This is a genomic window from uncultured Mobiluncus sp. (assembly GCF_902488535.1).
Classification (GTDB): Bacteria; Actinomycetota; Actinomycetes; order Actinomycetales; family Actinomycetaceae; genus Mobiluncus.
Genome location: NZ_CABTWO010000001.1, coordinates 82,282 through 105,385, shown reverse-complemented (window position 1 = coordinate 105,385; position 23,104 = coordinate 82,282). Strand labels below are relative to the sequence as shown.

20 protein-coding genes are annotated in these 23,104 nt (G+C 56.9%); 12 read left to right on the top strand and 8 right to left on the bottom strand.

All coding sequences use genetic code 11. The features are described from left to right. Positions 1-57 precede the first annotated feature (57 nt). The 7 genes from RDL66_RS00445 to RDL66_RS00415 all read left to right on the top strand — a co-directional run bounded on the left by RDL66_RS00445 (position 58) and on the right by RDL66_RS00415 (position 8,912). Positions 58-570 carry an NUDIX hydrolase gene (locus RDL66_RS00445; protein WP_308534526.1) on the top strand — a complete coding sequence of 171 codons (513 nt, stop codon included), beginning with the start codon at positions 58-60 and terminating at the stop codon, positions 568-570. Beyond that, the gene (locus tag RDL66_RS00440) at positions 474-3,107 is read left to right on the top strand and encodes a DUF6049 family protein (RefSeq protein ID WP_308534525.1); all 2,634 of its coding nucleotides are present in this window, start codon (positions 474-476) and stop codon (positions 3,105-3,107) included. Before RDL66_RS00445 ends, RDL66_RS00440 begins: the two co-directional genes overlap by 97 nt. Next, positions 3,100-4,830 carry a lipid II flippase MurJ gene (gene murJ, locus RDL66_RS00435; RefSeq protein ID WP_308534524.1) on the top strand — a complete coding sequence of 577 codons (1,731 nt, stop codon included), beginning with the start codon at positions 3,100-3,102 and terminating at the stop codon, positions 4,828-4,830. Before RDL66_RS00440 ends, murJ begins: the two co-directional genes overlap by 8 nt. A 152-nt stretch (positions 4,831-4,982) precedes the next feature. After that, complete coding sequence (locus RDL66_RS00430) at positions 4,983-5,903, top strand: hypothetical protein (protein WP_299294853.1); 921 nt, start codon at positions 4,983-4,985, stop codon at positions 5,901-5,903. A gap of 140 nt (positions 5,904-6,043) precedes the next feature. Then, positions 6,044-6,979: a thioredoxin-disulfide reductase gene (gene trxB, locus RDL66_RS00425; protein WP_299294855.1), complete on the top strand. Its 936-nt coding sequence runs from the start codon at positions 6,044-6,046 to the stop codon at positions 6,977-6,979. Next, entirely contained in the window at positions 6,976-7,377 is a 402-nt protein-coding gene (gene trxA, locus RDL66_RS00420) for a thioredoxin (protein ID WP_374042881.1), read from the top strand. Before trxB ends, trxA begins: the two co-directional genes overlap by 4 nt. Positions 7,378-7,637: 260 nt before the next feature. Next, on the top strand, positions 7,638-8,912 hold the full coding sequence (locus RDL66_RS00415) for a PLP-dependent aminotransferase family protein (protein ID WP_308534523.1): 1,275 nt from the start codon (positions 7,638-7,640) through the stop codon (positions 8,910-8,912). Positions 8,913-9,254: 342 nt separating this feature from the next. Here RDL66_RS00415 and RDL66_RS00410 read toward each other — a convergent pair whose 3' ends face one another. The 8 genes from RDL66_RS00410 to rpmH form a co-directional block, all read right to left on the bottom strand. After that, positions 9,255-10,262 carry a ParB/RepB/Spo0J family partition protein gene (locus tag RDL66_RS00410; RefSeq protein ID WP_299294861.1) on the bottom strand — a complete coding sequence of 336 codons (1,008 nt, stop codon included), beginning with the start codon at positions 10,260-10,262 and terminating at the stop codon, positions 9,255-9,257. Positions 10,263-10,265: 3 nt separating this feature from the next. Further along, complete coding sequence (locus tag RDL66_RS00405; RefSeq protein WP_299294863.1) at positions 10,266-11,237, bottom strand: ParA family protein; 972 nt, start codon at positions 11,235-11,237, stop codon at positions 10,266-10,268. 268 nt (positions 11,238-11,505) lie between these two features. Then, positions 11,506-12,186: a 16S rRNA (guanine(527)-N(7))-methyltransferase RsmG gene (rsmG, locus tag RDL66_RS00400; protein WP_308534522.1), complete on the bottom strand. Its 681-nt coding sequence runs from the start codon at positions 12,184-12,186 to the stop codon at positions 11,506-11,508. A gap of 28 nt (positions 12,187-12,214) precedes the next feature. Further along, on the bottom strand, positions 12,215-12,895 hold the full coding sequence (locus RDL66_RS00395; RefSeq protein ID WP_308534593.1) for a R3H domain-containing nucleic acid-binding protein: 681 nt from the start codon (positions 12,893-12,895) through the stop codon (positions 12,215-12,217). Between the two features lie 75 nt (positions 12,896-12,970). Then, the gene (gene yidC / locus RDL66_RS00390) at positions 12,971-14,296 is read right to left on the bottom strand and encodes a membrane protein insertase YidC (protein WP_308534521.1); all 1,326 of its coding nucleotides are present in this window, start codon (positions 14,294-14,296) and stop codon (positions 12,971-12,973) included. Further along, positions 14,287-14,685, bottom strand: coding sequence for a membrane protein insertion efficiency factor YidD (gene yidD, locus RDL66_RS00385; protein ID WP_308534520.1), 399 nt, complete (start codon positions 14,683-14,685; stop codon positions 14,287-14,289). The genes yidC and yidD overlap by 10 nt, the downstream gene beginning before the upstream one ends. 25 nt (positions 14,686-14,710) lie before the next feature. Next, positions 14,711-15,109, bottom strand: a complete 399-nt coding sequence (gene rnpA, locus RDL66_RS00380; RefSeq protein WP_308534519.1) for a ribonuclease P protein component — start codon at positions 15,107-15,109, stop codon at positions 14,711-14,713. Positions 15,110-15,119: 10 nt separating this feature from the next. Next, the gene (rpmH, locus tag RDL66_RS00375; RefSeq protein ID WP_004007802.1) at positions 15,120-15,257 is read right to left on the bottom strand and encodes a 50S ribosomal protein L34; all 138 of its coding nucleotides are present in this window, start codon (positions 15,255-15,257) and stop codon (positions 15,120-15,122) included. 290 nt (positions 15,258-15,547) lie between these two features. Between rpmH and dnaA the strand changes: the two genes are divergently transcribed. The 5 genes from dnaA (at position 15,548) to gyrB (ending at position 23,100) form a co-directional block, all read left to right on the top strand. Further along, positions 15,548-17,002, top strand: a complete 1,455-nt coding sequence (gene dnaA, locus RDL66_RS00370) for a chromosomal replication initiator protein DnaA (RefSeq protein ID WP_308534518.1) — start codon at positions 15,548-15,550, stop codon at positions 17,000-17,002. Between the two features lie 723 nt (positions 17,003-17,725). Next, positions 17,726-18,868: a DNA polymerase III subunit beta gene (gene dnaN, locus RDL66_RS00365; protein WP_308534517.1), complete on the top strand. Its 1,143-nt coding sequence runs from the start codon at positions 17,726-17,728 to the stop codon at positions 18,866-18,868. Between the two features lie 47 nt (positions 18,869-18,915). Beyond that, positions 18,916-20,157: a DNA replication/repair protein RecF gene (gene recF / locus RDL66_RS00360; RefSeq protein ID WP_308534516.1), complete on the top strand. Its 1,242-nt coding sequence runs from the start codon at positions 18,916-18,918 to the stop codon at positions 20,155-20,157. 10 nt (positions 20,158-20,167) lie between these two features. Beyond that, positions 20,168-20,875: a DciA family protein gene (locus RDL66_RS00355; protein WP_308534515.1), complete on the top strand. Its 708-nt coding sequence runs from the start codon at positions 20,168-20,170 to the stop codon at positions 20,873-20,875. 200 nt (positions 20,876-21,075) lie between these two features. Next, entirely contained in the window at positions 21,076-23,100 is a 2,025-nt protein-coding gene (gyrB, locus tag RDL66_RS00350) for a DNA topoisomerase (ATP-hydrolyzing) subunit B (protein WP_299294884.1), read from the top strand. The last annotated feature ends 4 nt before the right edge of the window (positions 23,101-23,104 follow it).

The following is a 23,104-nucleotide window of genomic DNA, read 5'->3' as shown; positions in this document are numbered from 1 at the left end:
TACCGGGTTTTCAACCGGTTAGAAAAACCTCGGCACTATTTTATATAAAATCGACGTATGTCAGCCGCGCCGGAATCGAATCAGCCCGTCCCCGAGGGCTTTTACCGGTCGCGTTCGGGGCGCCTGCTGCCGATAGTGGAAGAGGTCAGCGCGGGCGGGCTGGCGGTGAAACTCATTGAGGGAAAGGTGTGCGCCGCGTTGATTTTGCGTGAAGGTCGCGCCGGTCGTCTGGAATGGCTGCTGCCCAAAGGGCACGTGGAACCGGAGGAAACCATCCCCCAAGCCGCCGCTCGTGAAATCCAGGAAGAAACCGGTATCGAGTGCCGTCCGGTACGTTACCTCTCCTCGATGGATTACTGGTTTTCCGGCCCGGACCGGCGAGTTCACAAGGTCGTTCACCACTTTTTGCTGGAAGCGACGGGTGGTGAGATTACGGCGGAGCATGACCCGGACCACGAGGCTTGCACCGCCCAGTGGGTGCCGCTGTCCCTGCTGGACAAACGTTTGGCTTTCCCAGCCGAACGCCGCATTGGAGCGTTGGCTCTAAAAATGTTGGGGGTGCGCAGTTGAAGGTGCACCGGTCGATTTCGTTTATTTCCCGAGTCTTTCTCGGGTTAGCGGCGTTGTCTGTCGTGTCGCTGGCTGGCGGCACGCTCGGCCTGGCACAGGCCCAAACGGAAAAACCTTCCCCCACCCCTTCTGCCAGCCCCTGTAGGTCCGCGACCAGCTCACGCTCCGCTCCGGCCTTCTGCAGATCGGGCTTCAATCATCAGGGCGTTCACCTGGAAATCACCGCGATGACCCCCATAGTGACGCCGGACACCACCGAATTGACTGTAAACGCCCTGTTGGAGGTCAACTCTGATTACCACCAAGCCTCCCAAGGGACGCTTAGTCTCGAAGTTTCGACCCAAACCCCCGTCACGCGCGAAGAACTGAACCAGTGGATGGACGCCCGGGACAATGACGCGCGTTTGCAGAGAAACCTCCACACCGTCTCGACCCAGCGAATGACCCGCCTCACCGCGGGCAAACCCCAGCAGGTGACGCTGCGGGTGCCGGTGACTGATTTGCCCTTGGGGGGCTCGGATCGGTGGGGACCTCGGCCGTTGACCTTGACTTTTACCCCGGATTCCGCAGCGTCCTCGGCAAACAAAGTCAAGTCCAACACCGGTTTGGAGCCAGTCAGTGCCCAGGACCGCTCGTTTTTGCTCTGGGATTCCGGGGCGGCCTTTGAGCCCAGCGAGCTGCTGGCTTTCGTACCACTCACTACCACCAAAGCTGACATTTTGGCCTCGACCTGGCCGCTGCCGAACCTGGCTGAGGTGAGCAGTACCCGGATGCAAACAGTGTGCGAACTGGCCACCGCCACCGGACTGACCCCCGTTTTTGACCCGCTCCTCTTGGAACCGGAACTGAACGGCATCAACGACGCGGCGAACCTACTGAACCTTGAAAACGGGCCGACCCAACCAGCTGCCGAAACCCCGCACCCAACCCCGACCCAGCCCAGTGTGGCCAACAGTCTGGCGGGCGGATTGTGTGGAAAACAACCCATTGCTTATCTTCCTCCGGGTGACTTTGCGGCCGCGAACACGTCTTGGTTGGATGATTCCTCCCGTTCACGCCTTGACGAAGCCGCCGCAGACTTGGCCAAAAAAGTCAGCGAAAAACTTCCCGATTACCGAGCAAACCTTTTGTTGTGGCCCGATTTCAGCCAAAAATACTTGCCATCGGGGGACGTGGCGGGTGAAAACCTGCTGTGGGGTGCAGACCGCCCGATGATTTTGTCCCCCGATTCGGGATTCAGTGATGACCTGCGTCCTCTGTCCCATGACCCGGATGCCCGCCGTCTTATCAACTTCGTCGGCCGACATGAGGAAATGGCGATTCAAAGCCTCGGATGGACTTTGGATGCTCAGCTTTCGCGCCTTTTAAACGGGCTTCCTGCCTCTGATCCGGCCGACCAAACCGGCACTGCCAGCACGAACAAGATTGCTGACAACACTTCGGGCATAACGCCAGCCGGTGGCGCGGATTCGCCCACCGAGCTTTCCCCGGTGGCTGCCCGTCAGTGGGCTTTGGCGCAAACCGCTGTTTTGACCCGGCAGCGTCCTTTCGCCCCGCGCCTGTTTGCGGCTGGTACTAAGCGCGATTACAGTGCCAACGCCGCTCAAAAGGCCGTCATGGAGGGGCTTTCGCAGGCCCGCTGGTTGACGTTCCCCGCCTGGAACACGGTTCGCCCCGACAGCCCCAAAGTTGCGGGTAAAACCCCAGCTAACACGGTAACTGTGACTGTGCCTGACCCTTACCCGGCACCGACTGACCCAAGCATTTTTACCTCTGGCTCAACCAATTCCGACCCGAAACGTAACCTTCCCAGCGTGATTTGGTATTCCAACCCGTCCATAGCTGCGGCCAATAATCTGAAAGCAGCCGAGGCTCTCAGTGCTACCATGGCCGATCCGCAACGTTTCCAACTCATGTTTGACGCACTTCAAGTCGCAAGCAACTGTGCGTCTTGTGCGGGTTCTGCCCCTGACGGGCTGATTTGGGCGACAGGCACCGCGGCGGAAAAACAGACCGCAATTGACCACGCCCGTCATCCGCAAAACCCGGCTGATCTTGACATTGCCCCGAACACGCTTGATCCTGATGTGTCCACTGCTCTGCTTGGCCTGGTTCAAGCCCAACCGGCTTCGGTCATCAACCTCATCGATAAGAGCGCCCAAGTGCCGATTTCCGTATCTAACGGCTGGGATCAAGCCGTGAGCGTGCGCCTGAAACTGACCCCAACGGATACGCGCCTGCAGTTCGGTCAGGTCGAGACTCTCACGATTGCGCCCCACTCCATCGGCCAGTTCCGTATTCCCGTGAAAGCAATCGGTTCAGGAGACGTGCAGGTTACTGTGCAGCTGACCAACCCGGCGGGGCAAAGCATCGGTGCGCCGGAAACTATCCAGGTGCGGGTCAGGGCTGAATGGGAGTCCACCGGAACCTACATTGTCGCTGGCTTGCTGGCTGCCGTGTTGGTTTTCGGGATAGTCCGGCGTATCGTGAAAGGCCCAAAGAACCGTAAGCTCAAAACGGGAGACAGGCGTGAGTGAAAACCCGATGAACGAACCGGTGCCGGATTCCAGCCCGAACCCGAAACAGCCCCCGCAGCTGCGCAAAGTCGCTGACGGGGTGGCAAATACGAAAACGGGCAAATCCAGCGCCATCATGGCGGCGGGAACCCTGGTGTCCCGCGTGCTGGGCTTCGTGCGCCAATGGCTGCTGGTGGTGGCCATTGGCGGGTTCGGTATCGCCGACTCTTTCAACACCGCAAATATCTTGCCCAACACGCTGTATAACCTGCTGGCGGGCGGGATTTTGAACGCGATTCTGGTGCCCACCATTGTGCGCGCGCTGGCGAACAACAGCGGTAAAGAGGGGGTCGATCGGGTAAACGCCCTGCTCACCCTGGCTTCTATCGCTTTATTGGGTTTGACTGTGCTGTCGGTGGCTCTGGCTTGGCCCCTGGTGATGCTGTTCGCGGGCGGAATGCAGCCGAAACTGTTTAACCTCACCGTCATTTTTGCGCTGTGGTGTCTGCCCCAAATCTTCTTTTACGGCACTTACGCCCTACTGGGACAGGTGTTGAACTCCCTGTCCAGTTTCGGTCCCTACATGTGGTCCCCGGTGGTGAATAACCTGGTGGGGATTGCCGGACTGGGAGTGTTCATCAACTTTTACGGCACCGCCCCGGCCCACGACTTTGATGTGTCGAAGTGGGATGCGGCCCGGATTGCCCTTTTGGCCGGTTCCATGACGTTGGGGATTGTCCTGCAAGCGATAATTTTGGTGTTTCCCCTGATGCACCTCGGTTTCCGGCTCCGCGCCAATTTTCACTGGCACGGTTTAGGTTTTCGTCACACCGGGCGGGTCGCGGCCTGGGCATTCGCGGGCCTGATAGCCAATACGTGCATGAATTTGATAGTGGCGCGTATCGCTTCAGCGGCCAACGGCGCCGGTCAGCTGGACGGTAATTTCTATCCCGGTTTCGCTATCTACCAATACGCCAACACGCTGTACATGCTGCCCCAATCTCTGGTGACGATTTCCGTGACGACCGCGGTCTTCACTTCCATGGCTCTGCACGCCACCAGGGAAGACATCCCAGCTTTGGCTGAGGATTACATGCATGCCGCCCGGCTGTCCAGCCTGTTCAACTTCCTTTTGGCAGGTATGTTGATTGTGGGAGCGCTGCCCTTGGCCAATGTCACCGCCACTGCCCTTCCTCCCCAGCAGGCCCAAGCCTTAGGCGTCATTCTCATCATTTTGAGTTTGGGCATTCCGGGGCAAGTCATTTTTTCCACCACCTCACGCGCCCTGTATTCGCTGGAGGACACTCGCACCCAGTTTTTCTTGATGCTGCCCTTCCCCTTCCTGACTGCCATTCTCGGTTTCATTGCGTACGTCCTGCTCAGTCCCTCTTTCTGGGTTCCGGTTACGGCCGCGGCCGAGCCGTTGTCCCTGAGTTCTTCGGCGCTGTTGGGTTTGGTTATGTTGCGCCGCCGGGGTTTTTCAAAAGCCGTGTTTACCCAGGTTCTCGGTCATTACCTGCGTTTGTTGGTGGCGGTCGTCGTGGCGGGGATTCCAGCTTGGGTGCTGTTGACCTTCGTTATTCCTGCTCCCGGCGCGAACTGGACTTACGGTGCCACTTTTCTTTCCGGGGCGTGGCGTTGCCTGGTGGTGGCGCTGGTGATGGCTCCCCTATACTTCGCAGTGCTGTGGTTTTTCCGAGTGCGCGAAGTGCGGGGATTCGCCGCAAAGCTACGCCGGCACTAACCCGTAACAAAACTTCTCGGCTTTCGTGAGATATCACGCAAATGTGTGAATTTATCCCAGTTTTACCGGATTAGAGGAAATCCTCTATGTTTTGCCGCGATTTTCAAACACAGGCTAATATACATTAAATCGGCTGAAATTAAGGGGGCGGCGTGGATAACACCAAGTCAAATGGCGCACCGGTGTTCCGTTCTGTCTCTGCCGGCGTTCCTCCCCAGCCCACTCCACTATTCAACGATTCGCCCTCAGCGGCTGAATCTGAGGAACACGTCATTGACGTGCCTGACGAAGATACCTTGACCGGTGAGGACGTTATTGCCGAGGTTACCGGCAAATCCCGGGGCGCTGACCGCACGCGCCTACGCAAAGACTGGGCCACTTGGAAAGCGGGAACTACCGAAGTTTTGAACACCAGCCTTACCAATGCCCGCCAGGCTGCCACCGATTACACCCCTAACCATGAGGAAGTCCCCGCTGGCGAATCGGCTCTGACCTTAAAAATCACAGTGCTGGGAGTGGTAGCGGTGGCGATGTTGGCGCTGTTTGCCTGGTTCTGGCCGCATTCTTCGTCACTAAAAGCCGATACTTCCCTGGATCTGTCCCCCGTCCCTGACTTGCAGGTGCTTCCCGAAGCCGAGCCGACCCCGCTGCCCATAACCGGTGTGGCTTCGGTCTCGGGTCTGCCCGATGGCTACGACCATCCCGAGCTGGCGGGCTTAGCGATTGACGGTAAGACCGAAACGTCTTGGCGCACTGCCGCACTGCGGTCAGAGGTGTTGGCTGGCGGACGCGGCTACGGTCTGGTGATAAACCTTGGAGACTCCCCGGTTAAGGTTAAGAAGGTTGTGGTGAACTCCGCCTCGACAGGAGGCAATCTGGAACTGCGCCAGGGCAATGCCGAGAATTTCCGGCAGGCTACCGTCTTGGGGTCTCAACCCTTGTCCTCCACAATTACCTACCATCTGGCTCAGCCGGTGGAAACGAACAGCCTGGTTTTGTGGTGTACCGAGATGCCTACCGCTGCCGGCGGCGAGTACCGTTTGAATATTTCCGAGATTCAGGTTCTCGGTTAGGTTTTCTTCGTGGGGTTTTCCCAAGTCAGGTGGCTTTCGTCACAGTTTTCGCTCGGCTCTCAGCGAATTCTATCCCCTTGGTAAGGATTCACAGCTACAATAAATCTCATCTATTGTTTTCTTACCAAAGGGAGTCCTTTTTGTACGACGTCATTATTATCGGTTCAGGTCCGGCCGGTTACACCGCTGGGATTTACGCGGGACGAGCCGCTTTGAAAACACTGCTGGTGGCGGGGTCGATGAACATCGGTGGGATGCTGATGAACACGACCTTGGTAGAAAACTATCCCGGTTTCAAGGACGGGATTCAGGGCCCGGACTTGATGCAGGAAATGCTGGAACAAACTGAGCGTTTCGGGGTTGAGGTTATCTATGAGGACGCCCTGAAACTGGATCTGCGCGGCGACATTAAGACTGTCGTGACTGATGAGGGTACGCACCAGGGCCGCACGGTCATTATCGCGACCGGGTCGGGTTACCGCACTTTGGACGTTCCGGGCGAAGAGGAACACGCCGGCCACGGAGTGTCCTACTGCGCCACGTGTGACGGGTTCTTTTTCCGCGATCAACCCATCATGGTCGTAGGTGGTGGGGACTCCGCGATGGAGGAGGCCGTGTTCCTGACTCACTACGGTTCCTCGGTCACGGTGGTGCACCGCCGCGATGAGCTGCGAGCCAGCGCGGCGATGCAGGCCAAGGCGTTTAACGAAGAAAAGATTTCATTTGAGTTCGACACGGTTGTGGAGTCCATTAACGGCACGGACAAGGTGGAGACCGTCACGTTGCGCAACGTGAAAACTGGGGAAACTAAGACTGTGCCGGTCGGCGGCATCTTCATTGCCGCCGGTCACCTGCCGCGTACCGAACTGGTCAAGGATCAGCTGCAGTTGGATGCACAAGGCAACATTTGGGTCGATTCACCCTCCACGCGCACTTCCATGCCGGGCGTGTTCGCCGCGGGGGACGTCACGGACGCGATTTATCGCCAAGCGGTGACTTCGGCGGCTTCCGGCTGCCGCGCGGCCATTGACGCGGACCGCTACATTAAAGACCAAGACGCTCAGATTAAGCTCTGAGCCCACTGAACAGTACTTTTCTCTCGGCACTACAACCGAGAGAGATGAAACATGAGAGAAAGGTAAACATTATGTCCAATGCGATTGAAGTGAGCGAAAGCAATTTCACGGCCGAGGTTTTGGAATCTGACGTTCCGGTGCTGGTGGATTTCTGGGCGGTCTGGTGTGGTCCGTGTCGTCAGATGGCGCCGATTGTGGATCAGATTGCCGCTGACTTTGGCGATCGCCTGAAAGTCGCCAAGTGTGACGTTGATAACAACCCGTCAATCCAGGCTCAGTACGGCGTTTCCGCCATTCCGACTTTCAACATTTTCAAGGGTGGCAAGGTCGTTCACCAGATTATCGGGGGCCGGCCGCGTTCTCAGTTCAAGGCAGAAATCGAAGCCGCCCTCGCCTAATCGCAGCCAACCTGCGCTTATCGCACCTGCCGTGACGCCTTTGCGTCTTTGGTGCCGAATTCGCCTCCGTGTTTGCGTTTTAACCTTTACAATGGAAAGACAAACACTACTCCGCGGTCCTTCGCTGGGGTCTCCGGCTTTACTCCTTTCTCCCGGGCCCAGCGCGGGACCGCATTCGTATCTCGGTATGTTGCCCCGAAATTTTGGCTCAGTTTCGCCCCAGCGTAAACTTGCAGGTAACTCTCTCTAAGGAACGTGTTATGACTTCAGCTTCTGTAACGAGCCAAACCGACTGGTCGGACCGATTTTCGGTGCGCGCCAGCAACCTGCAAATCAGCGAAACGCGAGCCTTATTTGCCGTCGCCTCCCGCCCGGAGGTGGTCTCTTTGGCAGGTGGGATGCCAAACCTGAAAGATTTGCCCCTGCGTGAGATTGCGCGCTCCTTCCAGCAGATGTTCGAAAAGGACGGGGCCACCGCTATGCAGTACGGCGGCGGTCAGGGTTTGGAAGTGCTGCGCGAGCAAATCACCGACATTATGAGCCTGGAAGGTATCCACGCCTCCGCCGCCAACGTCACCATCACCGCCGGTTCTCAGCACGCATTAGACCTGGTCACACAGCTTTTTGTGGACCCTGGCGACCCGATCTTGGTCGAAGCGCCCTCCTATGTCGGCGCCCTCTCGGTGTTCCACTCCTATCAATGTGATGTCCATCACGTTTTAATGGATGAAGAGGGACTCATTCCCGAAGCCCTGGACGAAGCCGCGACCGAACTGGAAAAGGCCGGCCGCCCAGCAAAGTTCCTCTATACCGTACCGAACTTTCACAACCCCGGTGGCATGACCCTCACCGAACAGCGCCGTCCGCAAATTGTGAACATTTGCCAACGCCACCACCTGCTGATTTTGGAAGATAACCCCTACGGTTTGCTCGGTTTTGACGGGCACCTCTATCCGGCCCTGCAACCTTTGAATCCAGAAGGCATTATCTACCTGGGTTCCTTCTCAAAGATGTTTGCTCCCGGGTTTCGTATCGGCTGGGCGCTGGCACCCGACCAGATTACGCAAAAGCTAGTGGTAGCCAACGAAACCGCTATCTTGACCCCTTCGATGGCCGCCGAAATGTCTATCTCGAAATACCTCCACGACTTCGACTGGTACGGTCAAGTCGACAAATTCCGGGTCATGTATCGCGGCCGGGCCCGCGCCACCTTGGAAGCCCTTAAGAAATACCTCCCCGACTGCACTTGGACGCACCCGGTAGGCGGTTTCTACACCTGGGTTCATTTCCCCGAGGGCATCAACACGAACGCCATGCTGCCCCGCGCGGTCCAAAACCTGGTCGCCTACGTCTCGGGCACGGCTTTCTATGCGGACGGGCGCGGCTCTGACTATCTGCGCATCGCCTACTGCTACCCTCCCGAGGAACAAATCCGCGAAGGTATCCGCCGCCTGGCCGTCACCGTGGAACAGGAAAAAGCTCTCATTGCTAACGGCGAGGCAGCATCCGCGATTTCCAGCGCCAAGTCCGCCTAATGCAACTTTCGGGGGTTTTCACCGGGCTGCATTGATTTTTTGCCCGATTTTTTGTCACAAGCCCGGTCGGTTGGTTACCCGATTTGTCTTTCCTCTACCTGTTTCTCAAGGGCGGTAGGTGACGCTCTGCCGGCAGACTCGGTTGATGTTTCACGTGAAACAATTGCGTTGTGCTGTACGTTACGCTTTAGGTGTACCTGTCCCGGCTCGGTCGTGCAGTTCGGTGTCAAATTTTATAAAAATGGCCTGCCACACTTTTAGCTGGGTACCGCTGTCGCTTAAACCTGCCTCGTGGCTGACACCCAGCCCTACCTGACACGCGTTACGGGCACGTCCGGCGCTTTAGCGACTGGCAATAATTTTGGTAATGCGCGCTAAATCATCGCCGTCGGCGAACTCAATAGTGACTTTGCCTTTGCTCTTTCCGACTTGCAGGATAACTCGGGTCTGCAAGACGTCCTCTAACTGCGCTTTCATTTCCATCAAGTCTGGGCTCAGCGGGGTTGCTTGCCGTTTTTTCGGCGCCGCTTTCTGAGGTTGATCGCCCACCGCCACGATTTCCTCTGTGGCGCGTACCGACAAGCCCTCGGCCACAATGCGCTGCGCTAGTTGTGTCATGTCATTGGCGTCCTCCAACGCCAGCAGGGCGCGGGCGTGACCAGCGGACAGCACCCCGGCCGCAACTTGCACCTGTACCGCCGCGGGTAGCTTCAGCAGCCGTAAAGTGTTAGCAATCTGGGGGCGGGAACGTGACAGCCGCTTCGCCAAGGTTTCTTGGGTGACACCCAGTTCCTCAATCATCTGTTGGTAGGCGGCCGCTTCTTCTAACGGATTAAGATTCACGCGTTGGATATTTTCCAGCAGTGCGTTCACCCGCATCTCATCATCAGCGGTTTCCCGGATAATGGCCGGAATCGTGGTGCGTGCCGCGAGCTTTGCTGCCCGCAGCCGCCGCTCCCCCATGACCAGCTCGTATTTCGGTTTCTTTCCAGTGCTGATTTGCCGCACGGTAACGGGCTGCAAAATGCCGACACTGCGAATCGAGTTCGCTAGTTCCGCTAAAGCATCTTCATCAAACACTTCGCGTGGCTGTGCCCGGTTGGCGCTGATCGACGCGATAGGTAGTTCTTGCACCGTCATGCCAGGAACCGGCACCAGTGCCGCGTCCGGTGCGTTCGCTGTCTTGCGCTGCATCGCATCGGGACTCAATAGCTCGTGTACTTTGTCGTTGCCTTTAGTCGCGTTCGCTCCCGGTTTGGGTGGGACCAGCACGTCCACGCCGCGCGGCTGAGACTGCGCACCCGGAATCAAAGCGCCCAAACCACTGCCTAAAGCCCGTTTTTTCGCCATGTGTCAGTTTTCCTTTTTCGCTAATTTCCCTAAAAGTTCCAATGCTGCCATTTGATAGGCCAGAGAACCCGGCGAATTCTTTTCGTAAGTAATGACAGTCTGTCCCCAAGAGGGTGCTTCAGAGATGGCGACCTGGCGAGGAATGTTGGTGCGCAGAGTCTGTTCGGGATAGTGTGCGCGCACATCGCTTTCGACTTGGGCCGCTAGGTTAGTGCGCTTGTCAAACATGGTGATGAGGAACGCCAACAGTTCCAGCTGGGGATTCAAAGCGTCGCGAATCTTGCTCATGGTATCAGTCAAGAGAGATATTCCCTCCAGAGCGTAGTACTCCGCTTGGACCGGAATTAAAACCCAGCGAGCGGCGCAAAAAGCATTCACGGTCAACAGACCCAGAGAAGGGGGACAATCGATGAGAACCAAACAACCGGACTTGTCCGCCAAAAAATTAGTGACCGCTTCGCGCAGGTAAAAACTGCGGTCCACCTGGTCGGCGAGTTCCATTTCCACGCCGGCCAGGTCCACGGTTGCGGGTACCACCAAAAGCGATTCCTGTTGCGGGCAAGGCTGGGCGACTTCCGCGAGGGTGGATTGACCGGTGTACACGTCATAAAGCGAAGGGGTGCCCACATGGTGGGAGATGCCCAGGGCGGTCGAGGCGTTGCCTTGCGGATCGGTGTCAATGACCAACACCTGCACGCCGCGCTGGGCCAGGGTCATAGCGATGTTGACCAGGGTGGTCGTTTTACCGACCCCGCCTTTTTGATTCGCGACTGCGACGACTTGATTGTGGCGCAGCTGGGGAGTTTCCTCGGAGGCAATGGCCTGGCGCATCTCCATAGATTTACGTAGTTCACGAGCGATGGGGGTTTCATTCTCGGAGGTCGGCACGCGCGGACGCAGGGTGCGGTGAATAGAATCCGGACGCTCGATGTGATGGGGGACTACGACCTTCGGCCGTTCGTTTTCTGCCACCATAAACTCCCTTCTTTTCTACCAGTCTACTTCATGGGTGAGCACGAAAAAATTTCATCTTCACGAAAAACTTATCCACACGTTGTCCACAAGAAATTCCGCGTGGTTGCGCCGGTTGACAATTGTTTTCACAGGTCAACCACAAAACAAAAAAGGCGTTTATGGGGCAAATTTAGCAAACCACAAGTGGTAAAAACCACTCGCCCTTACGCAACACTCACCACTGACCCGCCGCGGCGTACGGGGGAAATGTTTCACGTGAAACAATTGCTTATTTCTTAACCAGGCGTACCACGCGGGTCGGTTCGCCGGTCAAGGGAGTTGCGACGGTTAAAACCTCGGGCAGGGACACCTTTTGTTTGGCGAAAACATAGTTGGCTTTCGCTTTTTCAATCTCCGCATCCACCGAGGCGCCCTTTAAGAACAGCATCGTGCCGTGTTTTTTCACTAGCGGCGCGGTCCATCCAAGCAGGGTCGAAAGGTTACCCACCGCCCGCGCTGTCAGGTAAGAAAACGCTTGTTTATCTCTAAAATCCTCAGCACGAGCGTTACGAATCCGCACGTTATCTAACCCGAGTTCTTCAACACAAAACTGCAACCATTCGCAACGCCGGGCCATAGACTCTATCAACGTGAGACTCAAATCCGGCCGACCGATAGCCAGCACCAGACCGGGCAGCCCCGCCCCGGAACCGACATCGGCGACCTGAACACCTTCGGGCAGGAACTCACTAAGCACCCAGCAGTTCAAAATGTGGCGGCTCCAGATGCGTCCGGCTTCTCGCGGACCGAGCAAACCCTGTTCTAAACCCTCATGGCTGAGCAAGTCTGCATAGTAGCGCATCTGGTCACCACTGGTATCAAAAACTTCTGCTAGACCTGCGGGTTCCGGTTCAACCGATATCTCAGCGAGCGCGTCTTCGACCAGCTCATCCGCAGCTGAATCTGTCACGGTCAGTCCTTCTGCGAGCCTCTAACGGTTAAGCTTCGTCAGCCGAGGTATCAGAGTCCTCGTCCAAGGCTGCCGCATCTGAGTCCAGCGCGTCGTCTGCACTGTCGTCAGCCGCCTCATCAGCATCTTCGAAGTCTTCCAAAGGCTCGTCCCCGAAATCGTCTTCGTCGTCACCCTCATCGAGGGACAGCACGACGTAACGATTGGGCGCGAGTCCCTCTGATTCAGAATAAAGCCCCATCTCGGCGGCCTTGTCGTGACACACCTTGCGTTCAAAAGGATTCATGGGATTGAGCTGTACCGGCTCACCGGTTTCCTGGACTTGCGCACCCAATCGTTCCACCAGTTCCTGCAGCTCAAGCCGCCGGTTGGAACGGTAGCCGGCAATATCAAGCATCAGCCGGGAGCGTTCCCCGGTTTGGGACTGCACCGCCAGGCGGGTCAGTTCCTGCAAGGCTTCCAGCACTTCGCCGTGCCGGCCAATCAGCCGTTTCAAACGGCGGTCCGGCTCGGCATCGCCAGTAATGATTTCGACCAGGGCGCGTCCGTTCTCGACGTCAATCTCGATGTCGCCGTCCAAATCGACAATGTCCAGCAGTTCCTCTAAATAATCAGCGGCCAAGTCGCCTTCGTTTTCCAGTCGCTCCATCTTGGAGCCGCGATTGGCAACGACTTCGGTGCCTTCTTCGATAATGTCCAAATCATCCATAGTTTCACTCATGTTTATGTTCCCTCGTTTCCCTCGGCGGCTCGCTGCGTCGTGCCGCCTAAAAAAATTTCGTGTCTATCGGTTCCCTTGCTTCTTCTTTGATTTCTTTTTCTTAGCTTTGCGTTCAGCTGCACGTCTTTCAGCTTGTTTAGCAGCTCTTTGGCTGGCGGTCAGACCATCTTTGCCGACCTCGTCCGGATCGGGTTCCGTCTCGGCGAGCTCCTCGGCCTTGTCCTGATCGAACTGAGCGCGGTATTCCTCCCAGCCCTTCTGGCCGGGCTGCATCCGCTGCTGCCTGCCACCTTTGCCTTGAGCGTCAACCGAACCGAAGTTAATCTCCTCCAACCCCAGCTCCATCCGGCGCTTTTCTAACTTGTGAATATGGGCCAACCGGGCTTCCCGCTTAGCCACCTGAACGCCCTTCTGATTGAGCCCCACCTCGTTGAGCTCAATCCGTTCCAGCTCGGCATTCAGTTGTTTTTCCTGCTCAGAGCGGTATTTCTCAAACTTCTGTTCGTGCGCGTCGGCGCGCCACCGGGCGGCAGCCGAACCACGAGTGGGGTAGGCCCGAATCATAAAGTACTGCTGCACCAAGCTCCACGTGTTGGAAGTCACCCAATAGATGAGCAGTCCCACCTGCACGACCGGGCCGGTGAACAGATAGACCAGAGGCATGAAGTACATCATGGACTTCGTAGACTTCACCATCGGGTTATCCGAGTGCAGCTGTTCGTCACTCATGTTCTTCATCGACAAAAACGCCGTCTGGACGAACATGGTCACGACCAGGTAAGCCACCATAATGCCGATGACAATCTTGGTCTGCATGGTGGAAGTCGGACCGAACATGGTCTGACCCAGGGATTCGCCAAAGAAAGTGGAATCCCACAGCGCCTTGGCTTGCTCCTGACCCATCCCGCCGATGGAATCATGTTCGGGCATGGTTCCTTGCGCGACCGCCGACATATAGAAAAGCAGGCGATACAGCGCGAAAAGTACCGGCATCTGCACCAATAGTGGCAGGCACGAGGCCGACATGGAAGCGCCGTACTTCTTTTGCACGGCTTTCATCTCTTCTTGTTGGCGCATCATAGACTGCTGGTCGCGTTTGCCCTTATATTTCTTGGTGATAGCGGTCAGTTCGGGCTGAGCCAGGCTCATGGCGCGCGAAGCCTTAATCTGTTTAATAAACAACGGCACGATAATCAGTCGCACCACGATAGTCATCCCCACAATGGCCAGCACCCAACCAATACCGGCACCGGATTTTATCCCGAACAGTCTCAACATCTCGTGGACACCGCGCAGAATCCAGCCCACCACCCACATGAAGGGGTACAAAATCTGATCATAGAGGGACAGTTTGGCTTCCCCAGCAGCCGCTACCAGGCTCAGCAGCATGACACCACTCCTTCTTTCGTTTCCATAGTTTTCCCTCTCGCCCCGGCACTCCACAGTGAGTTCTGACCGGGGAAAAAGCCATAAGTTTGGGCACTGACGCTGCCGGGTTCAGTCCACGGATTGGTCCAGGAGCCTTTGACCGGAGGATAGTCCACGCCTCCGTCAGAGTAGGGGTTGCACCGCAGCAGCCGCCACACGGTCAGCGCTGAGCCTTTCCAAAATCCGTGTACTTGCAGAGCCAGGTCCGCATAGTGCGAACAGCTGGGATAATACTTACAAACCGGCCCGAACGCCTTTGACAAAGTATGTTGATAAATGTGTATCAGCATGCGCGCCAGATTTGCCGGCAGGTTCCATCCCCACCGCCATACTGCCTTGCCTGTTAACACCGCACCTATCCTAACTTTTACCGGTCTACCCTCGCGGGACACTCGAAGAACCGGGCTGAAGGGAATGTAAAAGCGCCTGGTGGCGTTTGCGGCCCATCTTTTGCAACACCACCCCAACTTGGTTTTCCAGTTGAGAATAATCAACCTCAGCAATGCCAGCTTTGGCATAAAACACGTTTACAGAACCCACGGGAAACTCCTGAATGCGACCGCGCACCAAGTGACGCAACCGACGTTTAATAAGGTTGCGTCCGGTGGCGTGTTTCACAAACCGCTTGGCCACGACGAAACCGATGCGAGCCGGTTCATCTCCCGTTCCAACATATTGGTGTAACACCAGGTTAGGGCCGTGAGCGTGGCAACCCTCGCGCATCGCTAGGCGAAAGTCCTCAGCGCGGGTCAGCCGGTTAGCTTTGGCCAGCATCAGTGTGGGTTTAGACGGCCAAACGCTTCCGGCCGCGACGACGCCGAGCGCTGATAACCGCCCGTCCCCCACGGGTGGCCATACGATTCCTGAAGCCGTGCTTGTGGGCGCGGCGACGATTATGGGGCTGATAAGTCCGCTTAGTCACTGTTTTCTCCTGAAAAATAATCCCGGGCAAACCCGGGCCGCAGTCAAGTCATAAGACGAAGCTCTAATTTAGCCCAAATGTCAGGTTCCTTGCAAATTAGCGCAAAAGTCCCGCCGCGCGCACTGGCCAGGAAAAAATTGGAAAACTTGCATGTAACTGCACCTCATACCAAAGTTACACCGTTGTAACTTTGTCCACAGGTTGTGGAAAACTTTGTGGATTTCACTAAAGAGTGGCAAGATTTATTCAGTTTTATCTGGACGGATTTAGAGCCAAGGAGAGTACTTACCGTGGACAATACGGCCTGGGAAATCGGCACCAACGCCGACCTTGGATCAGCCGATTTCTGGGCCAGAGCCCTGCAAAACCTCAGTGCTTCAGGCATAATTGGGGACTTCGACTTGGCGCTCATACGCCAATCGAAAGGTTTGGGCGAATCCGGAGACGCGGCAGTTTTGGCGGTGTCCAGCAACGACGTCAAGTCCATGATTGAGTCAAAGTACTACGACCTGTTTAAATCCACGTTTGGTGAGGTCCTGAACCGTCCCATTAATAACCTGATTGTGACGGTGGACGAAAACCTGGGTAACACGGCTCCTGCACCCCAAACTTTTGAACCCGCTCCGCCCTCACCCACCCCGCCGAGCGCCCCCGCCGCTCCCGTGTGGGAACCTGGGAAAAGCCACCAAATGCTGCACATTGACCAAAACACGGGACTGAACCCGACCTACACTTTTGACTCCTTCGTCATCGGTTCTTCGAACTCGTTTACCGCCGCGGCTGCGGAATCCGTCGTGGCTTCACCGGCAAAGGCCTACAACCCGCTGTTTATCTATGGCGGTCCGGGTCTGGGCAAAACCCACCTGTTGCACGCCATCGGTAACTACGCCCTGGAGCTGTACCCCGACTCGAAGGTGAAATACATTTCCTCCGAGGAATTCACCAACGAGTTCATCAACGCCATCGCCTCCCAGACTTTCGCAGATTTCCAGGCCCGTTACCGGGAAGTCGACTTCCTGCTCATCGACGACATCCAGTTCCTCGCCGGTAAAGAACAAACTCTCGAGGAGTTCTTCCACACCTTTAATACTCTGCACACTGCACAAAAACAGGTCGTCATCACGTCCGACGTGGCTCCCAAAGAGCTGAAAGGCTTCGAGGAACGGGTCCGTTCGCGCCTGGAGTGGGGTTTGATGGCGGATATTCAACCCCCCAGCCTAGAGACACGCATCGCGATTCTGCGCCGAAAAGCCCAGGCCGGAAGCCTGCAGATGCCCGACGATGTGGCGGAGTTCATCGCCTCTAACGTCGATTCGGACATTCGCGCCCTAGAAGGCGCGTTGATTCGTGTCACGGCGTACTGGTCGCTGAACCACGTGCCTGCCACCATAGAAACCGCGAAACTGGCGATTCGCGACCTGATGACCGGCAAGGGAGCCAAAGAAATCACTCCCGAAATGATTATTGACTGCACCGCCCAATACTTTGCGTTGAAGTCCGAAGACTTGCTCTCCGCGAACCGGTCGCGCACCGTGGTGGGGCCGCGCCAAATCGCCATGTACCTCTGCCGTGAACTGACCGATTTATCACTTCCCCAGGTCGGAGCCGCTTTCGGGGGTCGGGACCATACGACGGTCATGCATGCAAATAAAAAGGTCGCAGCCTCCATGAAGGAAGACACCCAAACGTTCAAGTCTGTTTCCGACATTTCCGACGCGGTGCGCCGCGCCACCCGCGAATCCTAGTTTCACTGCCTTTCCAACAGTTTTTTCCATCTCTTTTTCTTTCTGCGTCTGCCTCTGTTTTCTGTTCACAAGGTCGGTGCGGACAGTATCTCTTGAGTTCACGAGGTGCGTGGGATGGGTCGCGGGGTTCCTATCGTGTTTAATGCCATTTTCACTAAACAAAACGCCGGTGACCGGGAGGGGAGCGGGGGGAGGAACCCGTACGACGCTGGGGAGGGGGCCCTATCGCGGCGAGAGCGTAGCGGAGACGCGATGGGGGAGGGTGCTCCCTCGATGTCGCTAGGGTCCTCCCCCGCGACCCCGAACGGAACCGCGCAAAACCCCACGTCATACCGCTCCCGCACCTAAAATCCAAGCCAAAATAGCGAATGTGGACAAAGCTGGGGATGAGAGCGTGATTTTTCGGGGATTGGCTGTGGAAGAAATTGTGGACAGCATTTAATTCACATGCCCGCCGATTTTGTCCCGAAAGTTATCAACTGAACTACAGATTTGTGATTCTGAGCCGTCGCCTGGGAAAACCGGGTTTTACACAGAATTCACAACGGTGATGAAGGTAATTAATTTTTAAAAATTTTGCGACCTCCAACCATCATCAAAGCCTCGGCTCGGCCCGTGAACCTCGCGCCCGTGTCGGCAAATTCGGCAACCTGCGGGAGTACTCAAGAATGCCGTTTTAGGCTAGAGTTTGTATAACAACATTTAGCATTTGGGAGGAATTTCATGGAACTCGTGTTGAGACGCGACACTTTGGCAGAAGCTGTGGCATGGAGTTCCCGGTCGATTTCGCCTCGTCCGGCGGTGGCGGTGCTCTCCGGGGTGCGCATCGAAGCACGAGAGGACGGGGTTGAGTTCTCTTCCTATGATTACGAAGTTTCTTCCCGCGTGACGGTCGCGGCAGAGGACATCGTAGAGCCCGGTGTGGCGGTAGTGGACGGCAAACTGCTCAGCGAAACGGCACGAGCCTTGCCGACTAGCGCCGACCTGGTGACGTTCGCCACGGAAGAAAACTACCTGCACATCACTTGTGGTTCTTTCAAACAGAACCTCATCATGATGCATTCTGAGGAATATCCGCCGTTGCCGCAGTTGCCCCCTAGTGCCGGGAAAGTCGATGCGGCCGCTTTTGCTCATTCGGTTTCACAAGTTGCGGTGGCCGCCTCTCGTGACGAAACGTTGCCGCTGCTCACGGGCATTTCTCTGGAGGTTCGCCCGGACAAGCTCTACCTCTTGGCGACTGACCGTTACCGGATGGCGTTGAAGGAGATGCCGTGGGTTGGTGGCCAGGGCGGGGATCAAGACCTGGTGGTGAAGGCCAAGAACTTGAGTGATGCGACAAAAAACATTGCCACCGCCGGTGATGTCGAAATCGCGGCGGGTTCCGCCAACAGTCCCGCTTCCCTGATTGGTTTGAGTGCGAACGGACGCGTGTTTACGTCCCAGATTAACGACGGAAACTATCCTGACGTGCGCCGTCTGTTCCCCGAACCGATTAATGTTACGGCCGTGGTAAAGGTCGATCAGTTCATCGAAACAGCCAAGCGGGTGGCGATTGTGTCCTCGAACCTTTCCAATCAACAGATTTCTCTGCGATTCAGCGCCGGTCAGCTGGAGTTCCTGGCGGGTAACGGCGGGGAAAACAGCGCCAGCGACACGATTCCAGCCCTGCTGAACGGCCCGGACATCGCGGTGTCTTTCAACTCGCGGATGCTGCTGGAAGGCTTGGGCGCTATCGATGAACCCTATGCGCGCCTGTCGTTCAAAGACGAGGCGAAACCTGTGGTCATCACCGGTCAAAAGGACGAAACCGGGGACGACAACCTGACGTTCCGCTACCTCATTATGCCCATCCGCACCAGTATTTAAAGTTTTCTTTATAAGGGGTAGGTCAAGAGAGGTTTTTTGGGGGGCGCGTGTTTGTTTCCGACCTGGCTCTGGACTGGTTTCGTTCCTACCGTCAGGTGATTGTGCACTTTCCTACGGGAGCCAACGTCTTTGTCGGCGCCAACGGGCAAGGCAAAACGAACCTGTTGGAGGCAATAAACTACCTGGCGGTGCTAGCTTCGCACCGGATTGGTACGGATGCGGGCCTGATTTTTCGCGAAACCGGAGACACGGCCGACCCCAGTGCGCCCCCCCGCGCGGGCGTGATTCGGGCCCGGATTCACCCCAGTAGCGACCTTGCGGACCCGGAGGCTACCGGGGAGCTGTTAGAGATTGAATTGTTGGCTGGCCGGGCTAATCGCGCCATGATAAACCGGCACAACGTGCGCCCGCGCTCCCTACTGGGACACCTCTCGACCGTGCTGTTTGCTCCCGAAGATTTACAGCTGGTGCAAGGAGACCCCGCCGCGCGCCGCACATTTTTGGACCGTATCGCCATCCAGCTGCGCCCGACCCTGGCTGGGACGTTGAGCGAATACACTAAGGTTGTCCGCCAACGCGGAGCTTACCTGAAAGACCTGGCGAAACGCCGCGCCCCTATCGATGAAATTCAGCTTTCTATCTGGGACGATGCCCTAGTTCCGGCAGCGGTGGAAATCATGAGTGAGCGGGCGCGGGTCATCGACCTGTTGGGCGCGCACCTGCCCCAGGTGTATGCCCGAATCGCCGGACACCCGGCCTCGGTGGGACTAACCTACGCGGACAGTGTCACGAAAACTCTCGACCTGCCCGCCAGCGAACAACAAAAACTGTGGTCAGACCCGGATTCATTGACTGCCGCGTTTCGCCAAGCCCTGGAGCGGCGCCGTGCCGATGAGGCTCGGCGCGGGGTCAACCTGGTCGGTCCGCACCGCGACGAACTGGAACTAGCCTTGTACGGTTTGCCGGTCAAGGGGTTCGCCTCCCACGGCGAGTCCTGGTCCTACGCTTTGAGCCTGCGTTTGGCGGAGTTTTCCCTGCTGCGCGACAACTTTGCTGACGCCCCGGTACTGCTGTTAGATGACGTGTTCGCCGAACTCGATGAACAGCGCCGCGCTGCCCTGCTATGGGCTATCGACCAGGCTGACCAGGTGTTTTTGACCTCCGCCACCGGAACCGAAATCCCCGACGCCCTGCACGCCGCGTTCTACCGCGTCACCCTCGACCAGGAAACTCGCGAAAGCAGCGTAGAGACCCTCGGTCAGGGAGCGGCACCGGATTTTTTGCAATAATGGCAGGATAATGGCAGGACAGTTACCGTCAGCAGGGGAGGGCTCGCTCGTGGCTAAAGGCATCGACTATTCCGGGCTGTACCCCACCATGCATTCTCCCCTGCCGCGCCGCGCCGTGAAACGTTACCGGAAACTCATGTTTAGCCAGGGCTTTTACCCCCTCACCGGGAAAGTGCGTGGGTTTTCCACCGCGGCTCCAGAGGCCGAGAGTTTGAGCGAACGGGAATGGCTGGACCGCGAAATCGCGAAAAAATATTACGCTGACCTAGCCAAAAGCCTTGGTTCCACGCCTCACCAGATAGAGCAGCTGGCTGCCCCGGGACCGGCCACCGCCAGTTTTACGGACCTGTCGCGTCCCTCCCGTAACGATCCGCAGCAGGCCGGTTTCCTGCTGGGGCATTTGGCTCGGCGTCTGGGGTGGCAGACTCCGCTAGAGATAGCGGACTTAAAAAAACGTTGGGACGAATATGTTGGTGCCCAGGTCGCGGCCCATTCCACGGTAGAGAGTTTTGAGGGGGGAAAACTCATCGTCCGTACCGACTCCACCGCTTGGGCCACCCAGCTGAAATTTTTGCTTCCCGAACTGATTAAACAACTGAATCGGCGGCTCGGGGCGGGAGTGGTGAAAAAAATCATTATCCGCGGGCCCCAGGTGCCGTCCTGGAACCACGGACCGCGCAGCGTTCCGGGGCGTGGACCGCGCGACACCTACGGCTAAAACCGGGCCAACCGGCCTGATGCCAAAACTTGTTGAAACTATAAAGCCGGGATTTACGGCCCGCAGAACCCGCACACCTAGTTGCTCACGAATTACACATAAAACGTGTTAAATCAGTCTTTACGCGTCTCTAAAGGGCAATCGCCAAAAAATTCGATAGGATTATAGTGGCGAAAAAGCCGAAAAAAGGAGACACAAACGTGAGCGATTTTGAAACGCCCGAGGAGCACTATGACGCTTCTGACATTAAGGTCCTCGAGGGCCTGGAAGCAGTGCGAGTCCGGCCCGGTATGTACATCGGATCCACCGGAGAGCGGGGCTTACACCACTTGGTTTATGAGGTGGTAGACAACTCGGTCGATGAGTCTTTGGCTGGGTACTGTGACCATATTGAGGTGACTTTACAAGCTGACGGCGGGGTGCGGGTGGCTGATAACGGCCGCGGTATTCCGGTGGCGGAACACCCTAGTGAACACCGCCCCACGGTGGAAGTCGTCATGACGATTCTGCACGCGGGAGGCAAGTTCGGCGGCTCGTCTTACGCGGTGTCCGGCGGTTTGCACGGGGTCGGCATTTCGGTCGTAAACGCCCTGTCCACCAGGATTTTGACCACCGTGAAACGTGACGGTTACGAATGGCATATTGAGTTTGGCGACGGGGGCAAAGTCATCCAGCCGCTGCGTCGCGGCGAACCCACCGATGAAACCGGGACTGTTCAGGTGTTTTACCCGGATCCGGATATTTTTGAAACTGTCGATTTTGACTATGAAACCCTGCGGACCCGTTTCCAACAGATGGCTTTCCTGAACAAGGGACTGCGCATCACCCTCACTGATGAACGCCCCAACGTGACTGCGGAAGGCGATTTCGTGACCGGAGATCAGGAAGGGGAGGCGGATACTCCCGAGGTCGGACGTCGCTCGGTGTCTTACTGTTACGAAAACGGGTTGCACGACTACGTGCATTTCATCAACACCACCAAGAAATCTGAGGTTATCCACGAGGAAATCATCGACTTTGAGTCCAGCGTTGAGGACACCGATAACGCAATGGCGCTGGAAATCGCCCTGCAGTGGACCAGCGCGTACTCCGAATCCATCTATACCTACGCCAACACCATCAACACCACCGAAGGCGGCACCCACGAGGAAGGGTTCCGCGCGGCGCTGACCTCACTGATGAACAAGGTCGGTCGGGAAAAAGGCTTCATCAAGGACAAAGACGAGAACCTCTCTGGCGACGATTGCCGCGAGGGCTTAACCGCCGTGATTTCCGTGAAAATCCGCAACCCTCAGTTCGAGGGTCAGACGAAAACGAAACTCGGCAACACCGAGGCCCGGACTTTCGTACAGCAAACCGTATATTCCCAGCTGGGGGACTGGTTCGATGCGCATCCGGCGGAATGCAAGGCAATTATTTCCAAAGCCCAGTCCGCCCAGCAGGCTCGTAACGCGGCGCGGAAAGCCCGGGACGCGACCCGGCGCAAGACCGCCCTGGATTCCTTCTCAATGCCCGGCAAGCTGCGGGATTGCTCCAGCCGGGATGCTTCCGAATGCGAAATTTTCCTGGTCGAGGGCGATTCGGCAGGCGGTTCAGCGGTGGCGGGACGCGACCCGGCCCACCAGGCTATCCTGCCGTTGCGCGGCAAAATCCTCAACGTTGAAAAAGCCCGCCTGGACCGCGCTTTGGACAACAAGGAAATCCAGTCCCTCATCACCGCTTTCGGCACCGGGATTGGCGAAGATTTCGACCTATCGAAACTGCGCTACTACAAGATTGTGCTGATGGCAGATGCGGACGTGGACGGCCAACACATCACCACCCTGCTGCTGACCCTGCTGTTCCGCTATATGCGTCCGCTCATCGAAAACGGTCACGTGTTCCTGGCCACCCCGCCGCTCTACCGCCTGAAGTGGTCCAACAAACCTCACCAGTTCGTCTATTCCGACAAGGAAAAGGACAAGCTGGTCACCTTGGGCCTGGACTCCGGGGCGCGAATGCCCAAGGAGGGCGGGATTCAACGTTACAAAGGTCTGGGCGAGATGAGTGCCCAGGAACTGTGGGAAACCACGATGGATCCCAGTGTGCGACTGTTGAAACAGGTCACGATGGACGAGGCCGCCTCCGCTGACGAAGTATTTTCGCTGCTCATGGGCGAGGACGTGAGTTCGCGCCGCGCCTTTATCCAACGCAACGCCCAAGACGTGCGGTTCTTGGATATCTAAGCGA